The organism is Patescibacteria group bacterium (assembly GCA_041674405.1).
Taxonomy (GTDB): Bacteria; Patescibacteriota; UBA1384; order XYA2-FULL-43-10; family XYA2-FULL-43-10; genus JBAYVT01.
Genome location: JBAYVT010000002.1, coordinates 91,165 through 112,609, shown reverse-complemented (window position 1 = coordinate 112,609; position 21,445 = coordinate 91,165). Strand labels below are relative to the sequence as shown.

The 21,445-nt window shown below is 41.1% G+C and carries 21 protein-coding genes and 2 tRNA genes; all 23 read left to right on the top strand.

The genetic code is table 11. The features are described from left to right. Positions 1-155 precede the first annotated feature (155 nt). The 23 genes from WC080_01995 (at position 156) to WC080_01885 (ending at position 21,398) form a co-directional block, all read left to right on the top strand. Complete coding sequence (locus WC080_01995) at positions 156-524, top strand: SET domain-containing protein (protein MFA7244039.1); 369 nt, start codon at positions 156-158, stop codon at positions 522-524. A 9-nt stretch (positions 525-533) separates the two neighbouring features. Beyond that, positions 534-610 (top strand) — tRNA-Val (locus WC080_01990). 73 nt (positions 611-683) lie between these two features. Next, the gene (locus tag WC080_01985) at positions 684-1,076 is read left to right on the top strand and encodes a DMT family transporter (protein ID MFA7244038.1); all 393 of its coding nucleotides are present in this window, start codon (positions 684-686) and stop codon (positions 1,074-1,076) included. A gap of 56 nt (positions 1,077-1,132) precedes the next feature. Continuing rightward, positions 1,133-2,380: a S1 RNA-binding domain-containing protein gene (locus WC080_01980; GenBank protein MFA7244037.1), complete on the top strand. Its 1,248-nt coding sequence runs from the start codon at positions 1,133-1,135 to the stop codon at positions 2,378-2,380. A gap of 37 nt (positions 2,381-2,417) precedes the next feature. Continuing rightward, positions 2,418-2,912 (top strand): MBL fold metallo-hydrolase, encoded by a 495-nt coding sequence (locus WC080_01975; GenBank protein MFA7244036.1) that lies wholly within the window; start codon positions 2,418-2,420, stop codon positions 2,910-2,912. Between the two features lie 5 nt (positions 2,913-2,917). Next, complete coding sequence (locus WC080_01970) at positions 2,918-3,886, top strand: bifunctional oligoribonuclease/PAP phosphatase NrnA (protein ID MFA7244035.1); 969 nt, start codon at positions 2,918-2,920, stop codon at positions 3,884-3,886. Between the two features lie 35 nt (positions 3,887-3,921). After that, positions 3,922-4,010: transfer RNA gene (locus WC080_01965), tRNA-Leu, on the top strand. 81 nt (positions 4,011-4,091) lie between these two features. After that, the gene (locus WC080_01960) at positions 4,092-4,292 is read left to right on the top strand and encodes a hypothetical protein (GenBank protein MFA7244034.1); all 201 of its coding nucleotides are present in this window, start codon (positions 4,092-4,094) and stop codon (positions 4,290-4,292) included. 195 nt (positions 4,293-4,487) lie between these two features. Beyond that, positions 4,488-5,165: a lytic transglycosylase domain-containing protein gene (locus WC080_01955; protein ID MFA7244033.1), complete on the top strand. Its 678-nt coding sequence runs from the start codon at positions 4,488-4,490 to the stop codon at positions 5,163-5,165. A 7-nt stretch (positions 5,166-5,172) separates the two neighbouring features. Next, on the top strand, positions 5,173-7,203 hold the full coding sequence (locus WC080_01950; protein MFA7244032.1) for an alanine--tRNA ligase-related protein: 2,031 nt from the start codon (positions 5,173-5,175) through the stop codon (positions 7,201-7,203). Between the two features lie 418 nt (positions 7,204-7,621). Beyond that, on the top strand, positions 7,622-8,872 hold the full coding sequence (locus tag WC080_01945; protein MFA7244031.1) for a cell division FtsA domain-containing protein: 1,251 nt from the start codon (positions 7,622-7,624) through the stop codon (positions 8,870-8,872). A 138-nt stretch (positions 8,873-9,010) separates the two neighbouring features. Further along, complete coding sequence (locus tag WC080_01940; GenBank protein MFA7244030.1) at positions 9,011-10,822, top strand: hypothetical protein; 1,812 nt, start codon at positions 9,011-9,013, stop codon at positions 10,820-10,822. A 112-nt stretch (positions 10,823-10,934) separates the two neighbouring features. Next, entirely contained in the window at positions 10,935-11,339 is a 405-nt protein-coding gene (gene ruvX, locus WC080_01935) for a Holliday junction resolvase RuvX (GenBank protein ID MFA7244029.1), read from the top strand. Next, entirely contained in the window at positions 11,336-12,310 is a 975-nt protein-coding gene (gene mltG / locus WC080_01930; protein MFA7244028.1) for an endolytic transglycosylase MltG, read from the top strand. The genes ruvX and mltG overlap by 4 nt, the downstream gene beginning before the upstream one ends. A 219-nt stretch (positions 12,311-12,529) precedes the next feature. Further along, positions 12,530-13,585 carry a rod shape-determining protein gene (locus WC080_01925; GenBank protein ID MFA7244027.1) on the top strand — a complete coding sequence of 352 codons (1,056 nt, stop codon included), beginning with the start codon at positions 12,530-12,532 and terminating at the stop codon, positions 13,583-13,585. A gap of 7 nt (positions 13,586-13,592) precedes the next feature. Continuing rightward, positions 13,593-14,372: a rod shape-determining protein MreC gene (mreC, locus tag WC080_01920; protein ID MFA7244026.1), complete on the top strand. Its 780-nt coding sequence runs from the start codon at positions 13,593-13,595 to the stop codon at positions 14,370-14,372. Then, a complete protein-coding gene (locus tag WC080_01915) occupies positions 14,369-14,857 on the top strand; it encodes a hypothetical protein (protein ID MFA7244025.1) in 489 nt (162 codons plus the stop codon). Before mreC ends, WC080_01915 begins: the two co-directional genes overlap by 4 nt. Further along, positions 14,857-16,788, top strand: a complete 1,932-nt coding sequence (gene mrdA, locus WC080_01910; protein MFA7244024.1) for a penicillin-binding protein 2 — start codon at positions 14,857-14,859, stop codon at positions 16,786-16,788. The genes WC080_01915 and mrdA overlap by 1 nt, the downstream gene beginning before the upstream one ends. 194 nt (positions 16,789-16,982) lie before the next feature. Continuing rightward, the gene (gene greA, locus WC080_01905; GenBank protein ID MFA7244023.1) at positions 16,983-17,444 is read left to right on the top strand and encodes a transcription elongation factor GreA; all 462 of its coding nucleotides are present in this window, start codon (positions 16,983-16,985) and stop codon (positions 17,442-17,444) included. A gap of 137 nt (positions 17,445-17,581) precedes the next feature. Then, the gene (locus WC080_01900; GenBank protein MFA7244022.1) at positions 17,582-19,393 is read left to right on the top strand and encodes an amino acid--tRNA ligase-related protein; all 1,812 of its coding nucleotides are present in this window, start codon (positions 17,582-17,584) and stop codon (positions 19,391-19,393) included. Positions 19,394-19,395: 2 nt separating this feature from the next. Next, the gene (locus WC080_01895; GenBank protein ID MFA7244021.1) at positions 19,396-19,635 is read left to right on the top strand and encodes a hypothetical protein; all 240 of its coding nucleotides are present in this window, start codon (positions 19,396-19,398) and stop codon (positions 19,633-19,635) included. Between the two features lie 9 nt (positions 19,636-19,644). Then, positions 19,645-20,904 carry a serine--tRNA ligase gene (gene serS, locus WC080_01890; GenBank protein ID MFA7244020.1) on the top strand — a complete coding sequence of 420 codons (1,260 nt, stop codon included), beginning with the start codon at positions 19,645-19,647 and terminating at the stop codon, positions 20,902-20,904. Positions 20,905-21,002: 98 nt separating this feature from the next. Continuing rightward, positions 21,003-21,398, top strand: coding sequence for an HPF/RaiA family ribosome-associated protein (locus WC080_01885; GenBank protein ID MFA7244019.1), 396 nt, complete (start codon positions 21,003-21,005; stop codon positions 21,396-21,398). The last annotated feature ends 47 nt before the right edge of the window (positions 21,399-21,445 follow it).

Sequence of the window (21,445 nt, the reverse complement as noted above, 5' to 3'; positions counted from 1 at the left end):
GTTCATTCGAAGAATGAGCTATGTGGGGTATTGGATAGTTTAAGGACTTGAAAGCCGGAATTCCGACGGGAATGAGGCGGGGTCGAGCACAAAATTAGCAGATTTTAATGCGTGACCAAGTCCTCTTTCGCCCACCAATAATACAAAGAGGCTCTATGCTTTTTGTAAAAACCTATTTAGATAAAAGCACGATAGATGGGATTGGTCTTTTCGCTGGCGAAGATATTAAAAAGGGAACCAAAGTAGTTGACTACAGCCCAAAACTTGATGTGATTCTGACTCAAGAAGAATTCGGAAATTTGAGACCAGGTGAGCAAGAATCATTTCGACATTTTGGCTACTTGTCAAAGCATACTGGCAAATGGCACTCATCCTTCGATAACATTCGCTTCTGTAATCATTCCAAAGATCCCAACGTCAAGATGCAGGGCAATGAGTATTTCGCGATCGAAGATATTAAAGAAGGGCAAGAGATAATATGTGATTACGAAGAATTTGAGAAACTGCGAGTTGATGTGAAATAAGTTTCAAAGGGGCGCTTAGCTCAGTTGGTTAGAGCGACTCGTTTACACCGAGTAGGTCAGGGGTTCGACTCCCTTAGCGCCCACCATTAGACTCGTTTCACTCGAACCAAAGGGTACCCGTTGGTTCTTGTCAAGGAGCCTTAAATAACCAAGGTTTTTATGGATTTTTCGAAAATTTTTAACAGCGATTATTTGTTCAAATCTGCCCCAGCGGAGAGTCGCTTGAACTTGTATTATTTGATAATATTTGTTGCGCTTATTGTATTCGCAATTCTAATTAAATTTTCGAAACAAGATAGGAAAATAAAAAACAGGCAATTCTACATATATTTAACGGGCGGGATATTGGGATTGATTTATGTTTTTGCTCGGCATGAGGGCCTTCCTTATTTATCAGCCAGAATTGTGTTGCTTGTGATCATTGCCGGTCTCCTTGCCTCGTTGACTTATTTAACAATTTGGATGGCAAGGTATATCCCAAAGATGAATAATAAAAAATTTGCCGAGGAAAAATATCAAAAATATTTACCCAAGAGCAAAAAAAGGAAATAAACACACGCCGATCTTGTTCATTTTATTTATAATTAATGTGTTAGTTGGGAGAGTAGATGAAAAAAGTTGTAGCGGATGAAGAATTGGTAGAAGCAGAAGTTAAAAAAGAGAAAAAAGAAAACAAAAAAACAGATGAAAATTCAATGAAAGCGCTCATGGAAGAGATGGGCGACGACATTTTACCATTTGTTGAAGGAGATATGGTTGAAGCCAAAGTTCTTGCTGTTGGAGGAAACAGAATTTGGGTTGATGTGATGGGCCAATCACTTGGTTTTATTCCCGAAAAAGAAATTACCTCAAAAGCCGGTCTTGCTAAGGGCGATGCCGTTTATGCCTCAGTTATCTCCATGGACAACGAAGAGGGTAATGTGGTGCTCTCTATGAAGCGGGCTGACCGGGAAAAATATTGGCTTGAAATGCAACAGAAATTTGAATCTGGAGAACCGGTTGCAATTCAGATTGTTGATGCGAATAAAGGCGGCCTCATGACCGATATTGGCGGGATTCAGGGATTTTTACCAGTGTCTCAACTCTCACCAGCCAATTATCCACGAGTTTCCGGTGGTGATAAAGACGAAATTTTGAATCGATTGCGACAATTTATTGGTACCGAACTTATGGTTAAGGTTATCAATTGCGATAAAGAAAATAATAAACTCATTTTCTCCGAAAAAGCAGTAAGGGCCGAGGAAGTTAAAACTAAAATTGATAAATATAAAGTTGGGGATAAAGTTGCTGGAAAAATCACAGGAATTGTGGACTTCGGCTTGTTTGTGAGTTTGGATCCACAAATTGAAGGACTGGTCCATATTTCCGAAGTGTCATGGAGCAGAGTCTCCGACCTTTCTAAACTTTACAAAGTCGGCGACGAAGTTAAAATTATGATTATTGGGGTAGATGAAGGTAAAATTTCATTATCAATCAAACGTTTACTTCCGGATCCATGGGTAGAAGCCGCCTCCAAATTTAAAGTGGGCAGTGAGGTCAAAGGCACTATTACAAAGATTACACCATTTGGTGCCTTTGTTTCTCTGGGAGATGATATCGATGGTCTTGTCCATGTTTCTGAACTTTCTGACGAACATATCGTTGATCCAGGAGAAGTGGTTGAACTTGGCAAAGAATACACATTCAAGATAATCTCTATCGAGCCAGAAAGCCATAGGTTGGGCTTGAGCTTGAAAGATTTAAAATCAAAAAAATCTGAAAAGAAAGAAGAATCAGGGGAAAAAGCTGAAAAGAACGAACCAGCTGGTGATAAAAAAACCGAGAAAAAAACAAAAGGGAAGAACAAAGAAGAATAATTCCTAAGTTTCTAGTGACTAACTAGGTGGAGGAGCCATGCAAATAACATATTTGGGCAAGGAAAAATTTGAAATTAAGACAAAAGATGCTGTGATAGCATTGTCTGATAACATCAATATTGATGGATTTGAAATCTCAGGTCCGGGTGAATATGAAAGAAAAGGTGTATTTGTTCAGGCAATCAAGCCGAATGGAGATGGTTGCGTTTTTGTACTTCATGCCGAGGCGATGGCGATCTGTTATGGCGGAAGACTAAAGGCAATGATTTCTGATGAAGCGATTAAGGAGATTGGGGATATTGATATTTTAATACTCCCCTTAGGAGAAGATGGCACTCTAGATATGAAAGATGCCAGTGCATTGATTGCTAAGATTGACCCAAGGACTGTTATTCCTATGCTTTACTCTGATATTTCAGAGTTCAAAAAAACCGAGGGAATTGTTGAAGAAGATATTGATACGCTCAAAATTAAAAAACTTGATTTGCCGGACGAAGAGCGAAAGTTTTTTATCTTACGACCCAAACCATAAATTAAATGATTAAAGTTGAACTTGCTCAAAAACTTGGTAAGCTAATCGCCGAGGGATCTAATTTTCTGTTGATCGGGCATGAAAATCCGGATGGAGATGCCCTCGGTGCCTTATCTGCTTTTGCCAGTTATTTGAAAGCGCTCGGGAAGTCTTCTAGGATTGTAGTAGCTACTGATCCCTCTCCAATATTTTCTTTTATTGAAAATTTTAGCGAGATTAGATCAGATTATTTGTCTGGGGATTATGACGCGATCATTCTTTTGGATAATGGTGATTTAAAGAGAACCGGGTTTTACTCTAGAATTCTATCTGCGAAGAAAAATAATGTACCGCTGGTTAATATTGACCACCACATTCAAAATGATATCTGGAAAATTGCAAAAATTAACATCGCGAATCCTGATGCGTCTTCAACCTGTGAGCTTTTGTATGATCTTTTCATACTTTGGGGCGTGGATATTGATCGCGACATGGCAACTTCGCTTTTAACAGGAATTTATTACGATACGGGCGGATTTCAGCACCAAAACACCACAGAGAAGGTTTTGCTAATTGCGTCTGAACTGATGCACAAAGGGGCAAAACTGAAAGAAATTGCAAAAAGTTTAACTCAATCAAGATCAATCTCGACCTTAAAACTTTGGGGAATCGCCTTGTCGAGAATGACTACAAAGAAAAATTTGGGAATTGTATATTCTTTTTTAACTAGAACCGACATCGAAGAGGCGCGAGCGACAGACGAGGAGGTTTCTGGAATTGTAAATTTGATAAACTCAACAGATGGAAACAAGATGGCAATGTTGATTTATGAGACCTCTGATGGTAGATTAAAGGGCAGCCTTCGAACGGAGCGCAATGATATCGATGTGGCACAGATCGCAGGATTATTTGGTGGCGGAGGCCATAAGCGAGCATCAGGATTCTCGATTGAGGGGAAAATCGTGAAGAAAAAAGAAGGTTGGAAAGTTGAGTAGATTAGTGCTTTAAAGTAAAATATTAATATTGATGTGCCCGGATGGCGGAATTGGTAGACGCGTTGGACTTAAAATCCAATGATGGTAAAACATCGTGCCGGTTCGACCCCGGCTCCGGGCACCAGAAATCTGCATTAATTAAAACAAGTGCAGATTTTTGTGTTATTCTTGTGCTGAGCACCGATTCCTACATGGAGGGAATATTATGATGAGGTTCCTGCACCTGATGGGAGGGCTGATGTTTGTTTCGGGCGCAGCTGTCGTCCTGGTAGGCAGCATTTGGAGTGACGGGTCGCGGCAGTGGCTGGAACATCATCTCCTGGGTCCGGTAGTGATGCTCACCATTGGTCTTGCGCTGATCTTTGTTGTCGTCGGAGACGGCAAGAGGGCAGCGACCAAATCCTAGGCGAGCATACGGGGAGGGCTGGGCGGCTCCCGAAAAGTTCGGGAGCCGCCAAGTGATATTTGATTTAAGTCTTATCTTTTCTTTGGGTCTTATCTGTGGTAATATTTTAGTCGATAGTTAGGATTTTGTAGTTTACAGCGGACCAATAGCTAAGACTACTAAGCATGGATAAGAGACTTATTGCAGAGGGGTTCGATGAAAAAAAAGACGAAAGTAAATTTACTTGTAATTATTGGCTTGATTTTAGTCATGCTTGTAGCTGGATTCTTTTATTTGCCGGGGATGTTGGCCGACACGATAGTGCCGCTTAAATACGAGAATTGGATTGTTCAGTATTCTCGTGCTTATGGAGTTGATCCGTCGCTTGTAGCCGCAGTAATTATGCAGGAGTCACGATTTAACCCGACTGCTCAATCAAGCAAGGGCGCAAAAGGGCTTATGCAGTTTATGCCGGGCACTGCGAATACCATGGCAAAAGAAGTGGGTATGACAAATTATGATATTTTTGATCCCGAAACTTCGATCAATTTTGGCGCTGCCCATATTCGCGATCTTTTGGTAAAATACAGCGGTAATATCGACGCGGCTTTGGCAGGATATAATGCGGGAACTGGAAATGCTGACAAATGGATTGCTTTAGGGATTCTCGGTAATATTCCTTTTAAAGAGACAAGAAATTACGTTTACAACGTTAAAAAATATCAGCAAATTTATGCCACAATGTATGCAGACCAACTAGGGCTTCGCGATGATCCAAAATATGCTGTGAAAGTCGAACAAAAAACCACGGATGTTTCCAGCTCTTTCTGGACGATGTTTTTCAAGAATCTGTTTGGTAAGGTCGGAGAAGAAGCATCAACACAGGCGAATTAAATAACTTATGACTGCGAAAGAACTAAGAAAAAAATATCTCGAATTTTTCAAAAAGAAGGGGCACGAGGTGCTTCCTTCTGCTTCTTTGGTGCCGGAAAACGACCCGACGGTTCTTTTCACCACCGCCGGCATGCATCCGTTAATTCCATATATTATGGGCGAGAAGCATCCGGGCGGCAAACGGCTGGCTTCGGTTCAGAAGTGTATACGCACTGGGGATATCGAGTCCGTAGGCGATGAGTCTCATTTCACTTTTTTTGAAATGCTTGGTAATTGGAGTCTGGGTGATTATGGACGCAGAGAAGCAATTGAATGGAGCTATGAATTTCTGACCAAGGAGCTCAACATTGACCCAAAAAATCTAGCCGTCACCTGTTTTGAAGGAATGCCAGGTGTGGACGCTGACTTGGAATCAAAAAAAATTTGGATGGGTTTGGGAATTTCAGAGTCTCGCATCAAGCTTCTGGGAAAAAGCGATAATTTTTGGGGGCCACCCGGAATTGAGGGACCATGCGGGCCAGATACGGAGATGTTTGTCTGGACGGGTGGAGGCAATGCGCCGGAAGAATTTGATCCGGAAAATTCCGGTTGGCTCGAAGTCTGGAATGATGTTTTCATGGAATTTCGAAAAGTTCTGACAGAGAAAGGCAAAGAAGCATTGGCGTCTGGTGGCGAATTCATCGAGGAAGAGCATTTCGAATACGTACCGCTTGATCAGAAAAATGTCGATACCGGCATGGGTCTCGAACGTATGACAGCGTATTTGGAAGGCAAATCAGATGCCTATCAAACGGACTTATTCCGACCGATTATCGAAAAAATTGAAGAACTATCGAACCTAAAATATGGCGATAAATCGGATGAAGAATATATAGCAGAGGACAAACGATGCTGGGTTGACGTAAGAAAAAGCTTTCGTGTTTTGGCCGATCATATAAGGGCGGCGGTATTTATATCGTCAGAAGGAATAATCCCGTCCAATGTTGACCGGGGGTATGTTTTGCGCAGAATCATTCGAAGGGCTGTTCGGTACGGCTGGCTTCTAAATATTAAAGTTTCGTTGATTTCTCTAATTGAAAAAGTGATTGAGATTTATTCGTCAGAATATCCTGAAATTACCCGAGGCGAGATTATCAAAAATATCACTGCGGAAGAGGAAAAATTCGCCAAGACAATTCAGTCCGGTTTGGCAAGGGCGGGCAAGATTTTCGAATCAAAGAAACCAATTTCGCAAGAAGAATACGCAAAGATAATGGTTCTTCCGGATAAAGGAGATATTTTGGGAGATATCTATTCAGGCGATTCTTCCGAAATGGTGAACGAGATCTTCAAAAAACACAATATCAATGCCACAAATAAAGAAATTCACGCAGCCTATTTATCAGGAAAAGAAGCATTCGACTTATACCAAACTTACGGATTCCCACTCGAGCTAATTACTGAACTTTCACAGGAAGAGCATCTTTTTGTTGACAGAGAAGGATTTAGATCCGAGCTCGCAAAACATCAGGAGCTATCCCGTACCGCGTCGGCCGGGATGTTTAAGGGTGGGCTTGCGGATGACAAGGAGGCAACAGCGAAGTTGCACACGGCAGCGCATTTGATGTTGGCAGCGCTTCGCAAGGTACTTGGCGATCATGTGGTACAAAAGGGTTCGAATATTACATCGGAACGTTTGCGATTTGACTTTTCACACTCGGAAAAAATGACGCCGGAGCAAATCTCCAAAGTTGAAAATTTAGTTAACGAACAAATTTCAAAAAATATTCCTGTTGACATGCAGGAAATGAGCCTTGAAGATGCCAAAACTTGTGGGGCAATGGGGGTATTTGAGGCTAAATATGGCGATAATGTTAAAGTCTATACGATTAGTCCCTCGGCTCGCGGTGCTCGCTCGGGATCACGCGAAACTATAGTTTCGCGTGAAATTTGTGGTGGACCGCACGCATCAAATACCGGCGATCTCGGGCATTTCAAAATTACGAAAGAAGAATCATCAAGCGCTGGGGTGCGTAGAATTAAGGCTATTCTAAGCTAAAATTTTTCCATATGAAATACTTGGGCTCATGAGCCTTTTTTTGTTTTACAAACGTTAGCAGCCCGCCCTCGGAAGGGTGGGCTGCAGGCTGGTGAGGTGAGCGTCCGGGTGTCCGGCGGGCGGATTTCCCGCTGGTAGTGATCTCTCTATCTGAAGTTCGGGACTGGCAGCTCTGGCCTCGTGTTGGAAGTGGATCGCCACCAGTGTGCCAATGAGCACTACGATGACAATCACCAGAATCGCGGGGCAGACTCCTTTTCTGTTATCCATCGGCATACATAACCTTCCCGATTGCGGTATCAGACTCGATGACAATATAGCTATTTATGAGCTATTTGGCAATTCTTATGAAAGAATATATAATAATCTTAAGCAGGATCACTGTGTTGTTTTCATATCAAGTTGAGGGGCAAACAAATTGGGACTATTTAACCGCAAAAATAAGAAGAATTATGCTGTTTCGCTCGATATTGGGACTGAATTTGTCAAGGTCCTGATTTTTCGTGTTGAGGATGATAGAGCCTATGTTGTAGGCGTTGGTAAGGAACGCCAGAAGCTTTCCGATATGCAGGGTGGGCGAGTCACAGATATTGCAGGCGTAATTAAAAATTGCGAGAAGGCGCTAGATAAAGCTATTGAGGAAGCAGGTGTCGCACCGCGCCAATGCATTATCGGCATTGCCGGCGAGTTGGTAAAAGGCACAACAACCACTGTTCATTACCGTCGCGAGAACCCACAAGAAAAAATTACCCTTTCCGAACTCCGCGAAATTATTGACCAAGTACAGCGCAAAACTTTTGAAAAAGCCCGTGCGACTTTAGCTTGGGAAACAGGTCATTCTGAGCTTGATGTAAAATTGGTTAACTCAGCCGTTGTGGATGTGCGGATTGATGAATACAAAGTTACCAACCCAATCGGTTTTCAGGGTCGTGATGTTTCGGTAGGAATATTCAATGCTTTCGCACCAATCGTTCATCTGGGTGCATTGCAGACCATTGCTGAAGGGTTGGACCTCGATCTACTAGCAATAACATCCGAGCCATATGCAGTAGCTCGTTGTGTCGGGCTTGAAGAACTTACCGATTTTTCTTCTATTTTTATTGATATTGGCGGTGGGACTACCGATATCGCCGTAGTTCGAGCAGGGGGAGTGGAAGGCACAAGGATGTTTGCAATTGGAGGGCGGGTATTTACCAAATCTATTGCTGATGCGCTTCAAACCGATTTTGAACAAGCAGAAAGCATTAAGCTTCAATATTCGAGCGGAAAAATCAAAGAAGGAAGCGAAAAATCTGAAAAGATCAAAAAAGCGATCGAAAATGATTGTGATGTCTGGCTTGCCGGAGTCGAATTGGCATTGGAAGAATTCTCTAATGTCGATCTTCTACCATCAAGAATTCTTTTATGCGGCGGCGGTTCGATGCTTCCGGAAATAAAAGAATATCTTGAGAAAAAAGCATGGGTGAAGCGCCTGCCATTTGCCCGCCAACCGAAAGTCGATTTTATTAAACCGGGACAAGTTCTGAACGTTAAGGATGAGACGGAAAAATTAGTCGGAGCGCAGGACATTACTCCAATGGCAATGGCGAATTTAGCAATTGATTTTGTCGGCGAAGAAAAGTTGGTAGATGGGATTTTGGATAGAGTGATCGAAGGAATACGATCGTGATTAAGAATAATGTATCATGCTTCATGTATTCCAAACCTTGATACCTGATACATAATACTTGATACAATTAACAGAAACTACGAATATATTAGGCTTCATGTTATATTATTTAGGAAGAATTAATTTTACTCCACATCGATGAACGAAATCATTTATCTAGAACCTGACGACGATATTGCAAGCGTAATTGGCCGGATCAAGGAAATCGATGCCGATGGCGTTTCTTTGATGGTCCCGCGCGGAGGGACAATTGCTCAAAGTATCGTGAACTTGAAGCTTCTGAAGCGCGAAATTGAAAAGCAAAATAAGATTATCTCACTTATTACCGGTGATAAAATATCACGCAATTTAGCTTCGCAAGTCGGCATAACGATTTATTCTTCAGTAAACGAAGCGCGTGCTGCGAAACCAGAAAAGCCCGTCCCGGTAACATCGGAAGAATCTGATTCGGACGAGGGAGTTATTGAAGCTGCATCATCCGAAGAAGCGGCGGCTGGGTTTGTGGTAAACAGATATGACAAAGGCAGTGATGAGCAGGAGGAGCAGAAAAACCTGGAAGATAGCCTGGGTGAAGAAAAAACCGCAGCAAAGGCTGATCCCGCCAAGGCAACTGAACCCAAACCAGAAGGGTTAGAGCGCGAAAAAAAGGACACAGAACCAATCAAGCCCGATAAAAATGAGGAAATTAAAAAAAGTTCCGAAACAATTATTACTTCAAATTCAATGCGCAGAAGGCCGGAAATTTCGCACGGAGAGACGCCTATTTCAAAGCCCAAGAAAATTGGATCAAGGAAAAAGCCACTTTTGATTATTTCGGGAGCATTTCTCATTTTGGCAATAGTGCTTTCGTATGTTTTTTTGCCATACGCAAATATTGATATCAAACTGGCCAGCACGGACTTTGCGAAGGATTTCACATTTTCAGTCGACAAAGCCATTACAGATGTTAATTCTGCCGACTCCTTAATTCCCGGAACCATGCAAGATACGCAGGGTGATCTTTCGAAGGATTTCAACACCACTGGGACGAAAGATGCCGGAACAAAATCTTCTGGTGATATTGTCTTTTATAACGCTTATTCTTCTACCGATACGCAAGCAATTGCAGACGGATCAGTTGTCTCGTCGCAAGGTTTGCAGTTTGTCACCAATGGGGCTGTCACAATACCGGCAGCAACTTCAGCCCTGGTGAATGGAAAAGTAGTCGTAACTCCAGGGCAAGTAAAAGGACATGTCACTGCTCGTGAGTCGGGTGATAAATACAATTTGACTCCGTCGAAATTTACTATCGAGTCATTTTCTGGCGACAAAAGGATGAATATTTATGGCCAAACAACCGCTGCTTTGTCCGGCGGGACAACCAAAACAATTAAAATTGTCTCAGCCGGCGATATTAAAAATGCCACCGATTCTCTAACAAAAGACCTTTTAGCCCAACTTTCAGATCAAATCTCAACAGAAATAGCGAAAGATAATGCCAATTTCCTAAGTACGACCGCATCCGGGGAGCAAGTTGCCCTAGAAGCTTCGGCGAAAGAAGGCGATGAAGCAGAATCATTTAATATGAAACTCACTCTAAAGGTTTCCGGAATTAGTTTTTCCGAGACAGCCCTAAAGAGCATGCTATCCGATAAGGTTGTGAATGAAATTGGGTCAGATCAAATGATTATAAATGATCAGAATACCAAGATTGATTTCAGCGCTGGCTCCTACGACAAAGACAAGGGGGTTGTTGGCATGTCAGCAAAATACAGTACAAAAATCGGCAAAAAAATAAATTCAGGCGATATCAAAAATAATATTAAAAATAAAAAATATGGCACAGCACGAAGTTATATTCTTGGGATTAGTGGCGTAAACGATGTTGATCTTAAAGTTTGGCCGAGTTTCTTAGCGCGAATTCCATTTATTTCCAGCAGAATTAAGGTTACTTTTGGATATCAAGAATAGGCAATCAGAGAGATTTGTGCAGGAATTCATGGTCTAAATTTTTATGAAGTCGAATGGTTTCTTTTGTTTTATTGTGTAGATCTGCGTGACTTTTCTGTGATAGAATTACCTTATGAAAATTTTAGCAATCGATTATGGCGAAAAAAGAATAGGGCTGGCAACCGGAGAAATGTTTTCAAAACCTTTTGGTACGGTTGAAAATATCGGTAATTTAGAAAAAGCCGCCGACAAAATTGCTCAAATTTGTGCTACGGAAGAAATTGAAAAAATCATCATCGGTTTACCAGAATATGATGATGGTGGAGAACCCGAAATTGTCGGCAAAATAAAGAGTTTTGGAAACCTCTTATCGAATAAAACAGAACTTGATTTGGTTTTTGAGCCGGAGAATTTTACTTCGCATGAAGCCGAAAGAATTCTTTCGGAAAAGGGGATTGATTTCCGCCACGACAAGGGAAAAGTTGACGAAATGGCAGCCGCCTTGCTTCTTGAACAATTTTTAGAACACAATAAATGAGCAAATATTTCAAAACAATTCTTCTATACATTTTTTTTGCGTTACTAATATTAGCGCTTTTGGGTATTGTTTATTTCAACTACATAATCAGAACTCCTGTGGGGTTAGACTCAACCAAACAGATTTTTGAGATTCCTGATAAAACTGCCACGATCGACGTGGCAGACAATTTGTTGGACAAAAAATTGATCAAATCAGATTGGGTTTTCGTAATTTATGTCAAACTAACCCACAAAACATTGCGAGCCGGATCATATCTTCTGTCGGAAGATATGTCGATCAAAGATATTGCAACGAAAATTTCATCTGGTGATACTGCGATTAGAAAAATTACAATTCCGGAAGGCTGGCGAGCAGAGCAGATTGCCCAATATCTTTCTGAAAAAAAATATGTTAACTATGCCGATTTTATGGCGCAAGCTTACGGATATGACGGCAAGCTATTTCCGGATACCTATTATATCTCTGTGAAGTCAACGGCTTCAGATATTGTTAGAATAATGAATGATAATTACAATGAACGAACGAAAAGTTTAAATTTAACTGATTCGGATTTAATTTTGGCTTCAATTGTTGAGCGTGAAGCAAAAAAAGACGCCGACAGGCCAATTATTGCCGGAATATTCAAAAATCGATTGAATATTGACATGAAGCTTGAGTCTAACCCCACGGTCCAATATGGGTTTGATTCGATGCAAATAGAAAATGTCGGTACGAATAACGGCGCGTACGATTTCTGGGACTCAACGGATGGTAGGGCGTTTAGCACGATTAATTCTCCTTTTAATACTTATCTATATGCCGGATTGCCGCCGGAGCCAATTTGCAATCCTGGGCTTAAAAGCATTGAAGCGGTAATAAATTATACTCATTCAAATTACTATTATTTTATTACTGACGACGATGGTACCCTTCATCCGGCTGCAACCGCCGCCGAGCACCAGGCGAATGTGAACAAATATCTCCGATAGTACAATTACTCCATAATTCTGCTTCGTGGGGTGCCTCGCGAGGTTTGATTTGCATTTTTGGCAATGTTCATTTATTCTAATTTTAGACACTTTGGATGGGGGTCAATTTTTTGTGTATACACAAAAAATAATTCGAAATTCAAAGATCAAAAATAAAAATGGTAATCAAAAACTATTAATGAAATAAATTCCCTTAATTTTGAGATTTGAATATTTTTTATGAAAAATCCATTAGACATTATTTTTAATCGCTTCTCTCATGATATTGGCATTGATCTTGGCACTGCCAATACTTTGGTGTATGTGAAAGGTGCTGGCATTGTAATTCGTGAACCTTCGGTAGTTGCGATCAATAAAAATACTAAAGCAATACTGGCAGTCGGCGAAGAAGCGAAAAGGATGGTTGGCCGTACTCCATCGCATATTGTGGCGATTCGTCCGCTGGTTGATGGTGTTATTTCTGATTTCGAAGTGACGGAGCAAATGTTAAAATATTTTCTTGATAAGGTTCATCGCGATAAATTTTTTCTTCTACCGCGTCCACGAGTAGTTGTGGGTATCCCATATGGGGTGACTGAAGTTGAGCGAAGAGCTGTTGAAGAAGGAGCTATAAATGCGGGTGCGCGTGAAGTGTATCTGATTGAAGAGCCGATAGCGGCAGCAATTGGGGCAAGGCTTCCGGTACAAGATGCATCCGGCACAATGGTTGTAGATATCGGTGGCGGAACCACTGAAGTCGCAGTAATTTCGCTTGGCGGAATCGTTGCTTCACGTTCTCTTCGCGTAGCCGGAGACGAACTAAACGAAGATATTATTCAATATGCCCGCGATCAGTTTAATTTATTGGTCGGAGAACGCACAGCGGAACAGATAAAAATAAAAATCGGTTCAGTCGTGCCACTTAAAGATAAACTGGAAGCGCGCCTCAGGGGACGCGACTTGGTTTCTGGTCTGCCAAAAGAGATTATTGTAACTGCTGATCAAATGCGGGAAGCAATGAAAAAATCCGTTCGAATGATAATTGATAATATAAAATCAACTATGGAAGAAACCCCACCGGAACTTTTGGCTGATATAATGGATAAAGGTATTATCCTGGCTGGTGGTGGAGCGCTACTTAAGGGAATCGATGCACTGATTGCTGAGGAAACACATACCATTGTCCATATTGCAGATGATCCTCTTACTGCGGTTGTAAGGGGAACCGGTATAGTTTTAGAAGATCTAGACGTCCTTTCCGGCATTTTGTTGCCTGCGGAATTTAGATTGCGTTAGAGGGTTTATGAGGAGGAATAAAAACATTTTAGTGTTTGTTGCGGCGCTGGTAATTCTTCTTGCCATTGTTCCATTTACACGAAAAAAGATCAGTGTTTCGTTTTCGTATGTATTTTCCCCGATGATTGGAGCAATTTCGCATTCTTCTTTTGCAACGCGAGGCTTGTTTCATGGAATAAGTGAAATTTCTGATCTCAAAAAGATTAATGCAGAATTAACCAACAAACTTTCTCAGGCAGAAATTGATAAAAACGAACTAAATGAACTTAAGATTGAGAACGAAACGTTAAAAAAACAACTTGGGTTTGTTGAAGCGCATCAAAATCGAGAGCTTATCCCGGCAAAAATTATCGGCAGGGATCCAATATCTGCGCTGGATTACATTGTTATCGATAAAGGCAGCGATGACGGTGTAGGTTTGGGCCTCGCGATAATTACTGATGGTGCCCTGGTTGGAAAAGTATCCGAAGTCAATGCTAAAAGTTCAAAAGTAATGTTAATAACCTCAAAGGATTCGATAGTGCAGGCAATGTTGCAAGATTCACGCGAGGTAGGGATCCTCACGGGCGGTTTGGCGGGACTTTCTCTTGACAACATTCCCCAAGATATTGCGACCAATAAGGGTGAGATGGTTATAACATCCGGTTTGGGTGGGGATTTAGAACAAGGGCTCATGATTGGCTCTGTTTATGGAGCTACCTCTGGCAGCGCAGACATTTTCAAGACATTGAGCGTACAACCGATTGTTGATTTTTCGAAATTAGAAATAGTGTTTGTATACAAATGACGATACTTACTTACATTTTTTTGGGTATCACAGCACTGATAGCAACACTTCTTGATATTTCGTATTTTTCTTTTCTCTCTGTCGCTGGCTCGTCAATTCTTCTTGTCTTTATAATCCAACTCATTCTTGCGGCGTTGGATCTTAAATATTATTCAATTATCTTTGCGTCATTTGCGGTCTTGTTTTACGCCGGGTTGTCTTCTGTTCCGATTCAATACATCCTCATTTTATTTATAATTATTCCCCTTCTAATTTTTTATCTTAGGCAAAAAATCAGATTTGATTTGACGTATTTCTCATTCTTGTTCATTATTGTTGGCTCATGTGCAGTTTTTCAAATCCTTTTGATAATCCTGGAATTAAATTTTTCAATTCAATCATTTCTATCTGCACTTACTTTTATAGTAGTGAATTCTCTTGCGGGCATTGTTGTTTTCTCAATAGCAAAAATAGTAGCCCAAAAATTAAAACTGGTTAAAGACTGATGGACATATTTGGTAATGCCTCAAATCTCAAAGGGGATAAGAATGTTCGTAGGGTTGAGATCAAAGATGAGCCTGAATTTTCTTTGGTAGAAGAAAATGAAATCGGGTCGCTGAACTTAGAAACGACCAGGCCAAGATTGACAATTTTAAAAATAGTCACGATCGGAATTTTCTTAATAATCGCATCAAAGTTATTTTTATCTCAGATTGTCCAAGGCAAATCGCTCATGGGTTTAGCAGAGGGGAACAGAATCCGTCCTCGGGTTATTTCCGCGACAAGGGGTCTTGTAACTGATTCCAGCGGCAATCCACTTGCAAAAAACGTGCCTACTTTCGATTTGGCTGTGTACCCTTCTGACTTGCCGAAAAAACAGGATGATCGGGACAAGGTATATGCAAAACTTGCAGAAATTTCCGGAGTAGACAAGGATTCGATCAAAAAAACATCTGAGGGAAATGGTCTTTTGTCTTTGGATGAAGTGGTAATCAAACAAAATCTTGGGAGAGAGGAGGCGCTAATTGATGAACAAAAAGTGGCTGGTCTTGAAGGAGCCTTTGTTGCCCAGCGCGCTTCGCGAAATTATGTTAATTTGCCAGGTTTATCTCATATTTTAGGTTATACGGGAAAGGTATCTTCTGATGATCTTTTGGATCATCCGGAATATTTGAATTCAGACTGGACAGGCAAAGCAGGAATTGAAAAAACATATGATGAGTATTTGAAAGGTAAAAATGGTGTGGAACAAATCGAGGTTGATTCGACAGGCCGGATCAACCGCGTGCTGGTTGATAGTGATAACAGGGAACCGGTCTCTGGCGATAATGTACAGCTGTTTCTGGACTCTGGCCTTCAGCAGAAATCTTATGAATTTCTAATGCAAGGAATCGAGCAAGCCAAGCAAAATACCGGAAACACAAACATCGATTCCGGGGTAGTGATTGCAATGAATCCCCAAAATGGAGCAATCCTGTCGTATGTTTCGGTACCATATTACGATAATAATTTGTTTGTAAATGGCATATCTAATTCTGATTATCAAAATCTATTAAACGATCCGGCAAAACCACTTTTGGACCGCGCAGTAAATGGCATTTATCCCCCCGGTTCGATTATTAAAATTGTGATGGCATCGGCTGGCCTTGCGGAGGGCTCGATCAATGTAAATACATCTTTTGACACTCCACCAGCAATTACAATTGGAGAATGGAATTTTCCCGACTGGAAAGACCATGGGGTAACAAATATAATCCGCGCGATTGCAGAATCAAACAATATATTTTTCTATGCTATCGGAGGTGGTTTCGACAAAATTAAGGGCCTTGGGATTGATACAATGAAATTTTGGTGGCAGAAATTTGGCTTAGGTGAAGAAACGGGAATTGATTTGCCATCAGAAGCAAGCGGGCTTTTGCCGGATGAAGCCTGGAAGCAAAAAACTAAAGGAGAAGATTGGTATATTGGCGATACATATCATGCAGCAATCGGGCAGGGCGATTTATTGGTAACGCCGATTCAAATGGCCAGGGCCACAGCCACTATTGCGAATGGTGGAAAATTACTTCATCCGCAATTCGTACAAAAAATTACTGATCCGTCAGGTAATGTTGTTAAAGAATTTAGCCCACGTGTGGAAAATCCTCAAGTTGCACCCCTAAGTGTAATTAAAGCGGTTCAGGAAGGCATGCGAATGACTATCACCGGAGGATCGGCAACAAGCGTATTTGGTTCGAATTTTCCTGTTGCTGTTGCCGGAAAAACTGGAACAGCGCAATTTTTTGGAAACCAGAAGACTCATGCTTGGTTTGAGTGTTATGCCCCATATGATAATCCCTCGATTGCCCTGATAGTTTTGATAGAAGGTGGAGGAGGTGGAAATGAGGTATCCGCTCCGGTCGCAAAGAATATTCTAAATTATTATTTTACGAGATAATCTTTTAAGATAAGAATTATTTTTGCGAAACATTACTATCTATTGACATACAATCAAAGTTCGCATATTATGAAAAAACTAAACAGAAAGATAGCTCATATTGTCCCGTCCTAACCAGCGGGATTCTGTTTATCACTATCTTAAAAATGTGATTGAATTCTGGTAAAATTACAAAGGTTAACAAGGGAGAACCGATGGAAAAAGAAATTTACCTTACGCCAGGGGGCTTGGAAAAATTAAAATCTGAGCTTTCTGGTATTGAAAATATTAAGCTTAAAGAAATTGCGCAAAAAATTGCTGATGCGCGCGATCTTGGCGATTTATCGGAGAATGCCGAATATCATGAAGCGAAAGAACAGCAGTCATTTTTAGCAGGGCGCGCAGCCGAGCTCAAATATAAAATTAAGCACGCAAAAATAATCGAAAAATGTTACAAGAACGGGGTGGTTGCTGTTGGTTGTGCTGTAACCCTGACCTCTGATGGTAATGAGATTAATTTTGAAATTGTCGGTAGCGACGAATCTGATCCTTCAAACGGAAAGATTTCATCGGATTCACCCATTGGGCGGGCACTTATCGGTAGTAAAGTGGGAGAGAGTGTGAAAGTCCAAACCCCGGCCGGCGAGAGGTCATATAAGGTAGTTGAAATTAAATAGGCTTTTTGAAAAATATATTAAACAAAAATCTCTCACTGCGAGAGATTTTTGTTTAATCAGACTCAATATTGTGGTATAAAATAAAAGAGGGATTCAAAGTAACAATTTTTTAAATTAAAACCATATCAGGAACAATCATGGCAAAAGAAATCGGGGCGACCGAGCGTGAAATTATTACAGAAAGAATCAAAAAAATAAAAAAGATCGAAGATCTCGGTTTTCTTGCCTATCCTGAAAAATCAAAAAAATCATACTACAATTCACGAATTAGGGAAATTAAAGAGGAACTTCTTTCCTCGCATCAAGAAATTTCCGTAGCAGGGAGAATTACCGGCTTGCGCGGACATGGCAAATTAATTTTTTCCGATATTTCAGATGAAAGCGGAAAAATTCAGGCAGTTTTCAAGGCTGACAATTTGTCTTCCGAGGAGTTCAAACTTGTTTCCTTGTATGATCTTGGTGACATTGTTGAAGTTTCGGGAAGTTTGTTTCTAACCAATGCGGGAGAATTATCAGTAGAAGTCAAAAAGACAAAAATTCTAACCAAGGCAATACGTCCCTTTCCGGAAAGTTTTTATGGGCTTAAAGATACAGAAACCCGATACCGCGAGAGATATCTTGATCTTGCGATAAATCAGGATGTCAAAGATAAGTTTTATATTCGTTCAAAAGTAATTTCTTCGATTCGTGAATTTTTGGTTGAAAAGGGTTTTTTGGAAGTTGATACTCCAACGCTTCAGCCGATTGCCGGTGGTGCTTCAGCGAAGCCTTTTGTTACGCATTACAATGCGTACGATCGGGATGTTTTTCTTCGAATTGCTCCGGAGTTATATCTAAAACGCCTGTTGGTAGGCGGATTCGAAAAAGTATTTGAATTTGCACGCTGTTTTCGAAACGAAGGTGTGGATGCCACGCATAATCCGGAATTTACAAACCTAGAATTTTACTGGGCTTATTCGGATTATGAAAAATTGATGGATCTGACCGAGGAATTGATCCGCCATGTCATAAAATCCATAAACAATGGCAAGCTTGAGCTTGATATTTATGGCAATAAAATTGATTTTTCAAAACCATTTAAGAAAATTACTTTCAAAGAATTGACAGGGGGTAAAAATACCGACGAGGCTTTCAAGGAAGGGTTGATGAAATTGATTGAGCCAACATTTGTGACGAATCACCCGACCGATCTTATTCCTCTGGCCAAGAGAAATGAAGAAAATCCTGATGTCGTCGATTCTTTTCAGCTTGTTATTGGCGGTTTGGAACTTCTGAAGGCGTTTTCGGAGCTCAATGATCCGGTTGACCAGCGCAAAAGATTTGAGGATCAGATGAAACTTCGGGAAAAAGGTGACGAGGAAGCACAGGAGCTCGATGAAGATTTCTTGAAAGCTATTGAATACGGTATGCCGCCAGCAGCTGGCTGGGGCATGGGAATCGATCGATTTGTGCGCGTATTAACTTCATCTCAAACATTGCGCGAAGTTTTGTTTTTCCCATTTATGCGACCGGAGCTTGTTAAATCCACCGAAAATAAACTAGCCATTGTTGTTTTGAACAAAAATGCAGGCATGAACGAGTGGCAAGAAATGAACACGATTGCACATTTATCAGCTTCATTTGCGGGGAGGGTTGGTAAAGAGATTTTTACAACAAATTCGATTGAGACAAAAGACGGAAAATCGCTTCCATTAAATCCTAAACACGCCATAGTCATTAAGGGTGCTGGCAATAGCGAAGAGTTGGTTGACCTTTTGGAAACCGCGAGAGCAAGAAAGCAATTATCATATGTTTTTACTCGCGAAATGCTGGATTCGACCAACGATAAAAAAATTTCCGAGATCACCGCATCGAAAAATGAGAATGAAATTGAATTTTTGGGCGTTCTAATTTTCGGTGAGCGCAAAGAAGTTGAAGAAATTTCCAAAGCCTTTAAGCTAATAGGATAAATGTGAAAAATGAATTGACTTGTCAAACGGGGCTTAAAGCGGGGATTATCAATGATGAAGTTTTCAATCGGGAAATCAGTCTCTGTCAGAAATTGTCAGCCGAAAATGGTGATGGGTGCGGTTGGGGAAAGTGTCGGCAATGTGGGGTGGTTCCCTTACTGATTAAATTGCATGATGGCAAACTGCTAATTGAAGATAATGAAATCAAAATAAGTCGAAAGAATTTAATAGGCCAAGAATAGGAAGAAATTATGTTAGACATTAAGCTGATCCGGGAGAATCCGGAAGAGATCAAGAAAAAAATTGCGCGCAAAGGTGCGAATCCGAAAATCATCGAAGAGCTTATAATGATTGACAGGAACCGCCGCCGGGTATTATCGGAGCTGGAATCAGCCCAATCTGAGCTCAAGCGCCGATCCAAGGACATTTCTGAGCTTCATGGCCAACAGAAGATTGACGCGGTAAACGACGCCAGTATTTATTCTGATAAAGTCAAAAAACTCAAGCCGGAAGCCGAAGCAGCCGAGGCCGAATTTAAGAAAATTATGCTTGATGTCCCAAACCCTCCGGAAGATGACGTAATCGATGGCGAATCGGACAAAGACAATACGGTCAATCGCAAATGGGGTGAGCCAACCAAATTTGATTTTAAGCCACTTGACCATGTTGCTCTTGGCGATAAATTAGATTTGATTGATACAGAAAGAGCGGCAAAAATTTCCGGTTCCCGATTTTATTTTTTGAAAAATGAACTAGTTGCGCTTGAATTTGCCTTGATTCAGTATGTGATGGAAATTTTGACCAAAGAAAAGTTCACTCCGATGTTACCACCGGTTCTTCTAAATCGTTCAATCATGGAAGGCGCCGGTTATATTCCCGGCGGCGAAGATGAAATTTATCGAACTCAGGATGATACATATCTTGCTGGTACGGCTGAACAGCCCCTTGCAGGCTATCATGCCAACGAAATTATCGATTCCAAAGACTTGCCAATTCGCTACGTCGGTTTCTCAACCTGCTTTAGGCGTGAGGCCGGGAGTCACGGGAAGGATGTCCGCGGCATTTTACGAGTCCACCAATTCGACAAAATTGAAATGTTTTCGTTTGCTTTGCCAAAAGATTCGAAAAAGGAGCATGAATACCTCGTTTCCATTGAGGAAAAAATCATGCAAGGATTGAAAATTCCTTATCAGATTGCCAATATTTGTGCAGGTGATCTCGGTGCGCCGGCGGCGAAAAAATTTGATGTCGAATCCTGGATGCCGGGAGAGAACAACTACCGCGAGACCCATTCTTGCTCAAACTGCACTGATTTCCAAGCCCGCAGGTTAAACATCCGTTATCGCGATAAAGACGGCAAAGTAGAAGTGTTACACACCCTTAATGGAACCGCTCTTGCTATTGGGCGGGCTCTTATCGCTATCATGGAAAATTATCAACAGAAAGATGGCTCGATCAAAGTTCCGGAAGTTCTTAAAAAATACTGCGGTTTTTCTGAAATTAAGCGCTAGATTTCGGCGATTACTCTATTGTTAATTCAGTATTAATTAAGTTTACTATAAGATAATAGAATTAGTTAAAAATTAAAAACTAATTTTTGGGAGAATCCATGAACGTAACGGTACATACCAAAGGGGTGATTGTAACGTCTAAGCAGAAAGCGCTCATTGAGAAAAAAGTGTTGCAGCTGAAAAAGTATGTCAAAGCATTCAGCCCGGTAGATGTGATCGTGACACTTACGGACGAATCTGGTCCGGAGAAAGGCGGGATTGACCAATCTGTATCTATCAAAGCAGCACTCCCAAAAGAAGAAATTTTTATCAAAGAAATCGACGACCGCTTGATGCGCGCATTCGGGTTTGCCTTTAAATCGTTTGAGCGCCGTCTTCGCCGATATGGCCGAATCCGCAGGGAAAAAGAAGATCGAGAAGGAAACAGAATCAAAGGCATTATCAACGCCGTCGGCTCTGTAGGCAGATTGGTCCCAAGAAGAAGGAAGAAGTAGCTTAAATTTAATCGTGCTATTGATTGTTTTTACGCTCGAATCGTGGT

Excerpts from the sequence above, each read along its gene's own strand:
- WC080_01915 (MFA7244025.1), top strand. The coding sequence starts at position 14,369 with ATGACGATACTTACTTACATTTTTTTGGGTATCACAGCACTGATAGCA.
- WC080_01885 (MFA7244019.1), top strand. The coding sequence starts at position 21,003 with ATGAACGTAACGGTACATACCAAAGGGGTGATTGTAACGTCTAAGCAG.
- WC080_01975 (MFA7244036.1), top strand. The coding sequence starts at position 2,418 with ATGCAAATAACATATTTGGGCAAGGAAAAATTTGAAATTAAGACAAAA.
- WC080_01960 (MFA7244034.1), top strand. The coding sequence starts at position 4,092 with ATGATGAGGTTCCTGCACCTGATGGGAGGGCTGATGTTTGTTTCGGGC.
- WC080_01940 (MFA7244030.1), top strand. The coding sequence starts at position 9,011 with ATGAACGAAATCATTTATCTAGAACCTGACGACGATATTGCAAGCGTA.
- WC080_01950 (MFA7244032.1), top strand. The coding sequence starts at position 5,173 with ATGACTGCGAAAGAACTAAGAAAAAAATATCTCGAATTTTTCAAAAAG.
- serS (MFA7244020.1), top strand. The coding sequence starts at position 19,645 with ATGTTAGACATTAAGCTGATCCGGGAGAATCCGGAAGAGATCAAGAAA.
- mrdA (MFA7244024.1), top strand. The coding sequence starts at position 14,857 with ATGGACATATTTGGTAATGCCTCAAATCTCAAAGGGGATAAGAATGTT.
- ruvX (MFA7244029.1), top strand. The coding sequence starts at position 10,935 with ATGAAAATTTTAGCAATCGATTATGGCGAAAAAAGAATAGGGCTGGCA.
- greA (MFA7244023.1), top strand. The coding sequence starts at position 16,983 with ATGGAAAAAGAAATTTACCTTACGCCAGGGGGCTTGGAAAAATTAAAA.
- WC080_01985 (MFA7244038.1), top strand. The coding sequence starts at position 684 with ATGGATTTTTCGAAAATTTTTAACAGCGATTATTTGTTCAAATCTGCC.
- WC080_01900 (MFA7244022.1), top strand. The coding sequence starts at position 17,582 with ATGGCAAAAGAAATCGGGGCGACCGAGCGTGAAATTATTACAGAAAGA.
- WC080_01955 (MFA7244033.1), top strand. The coding sequence starts at position 4,488 with ATGAAAAAAAAGACGAAAGTAAATTTACTTGTAATTATTGGCTTGATT.
- WC080_01980 (MFA7244037.1), top strand. The coding sequence starts at position 1,133 with ATGAAAAAAGTTGTAGCGGATGAAGAATTGGTAGAAGCAGAAGTTAAA.
- WC080_01995 (MFA7244039.1), top strand. The coding sequence starts at position 156 with ATGCTTTTTGTAAAAACCTATTTAGATAAAAGCACGATAGATGGGATT.
- mltG (MFA7244028.1), top strand. The coding sequence starts at position 11,336 with ATGAGCAAATATTTCAAAACAATTCTTCTATACATTTTTTTTGCGTTA.
- WC080_01925 (MFA7244027.1), top strand. The coding sequence starts at position 12,530 with ATGAAAAATCCATTAGACATTATTTTTAATCGCTTCTCTCATGATATT.
- WC080_01970 (MFA7244035.1), top strand. The coding sequence starts at position 2,918 with ATGATTAAAGTTGAACTTGCTCAAAAACTTGGTAAGCTAATCGCCGAG.
- mreC (MFA7244026.1), top strand. The coding sequence starts at position 13,593 with ATGAGGAGGAATAAAAACATTTTAGTGTTTGTTGCGGCGCTGGTAATT.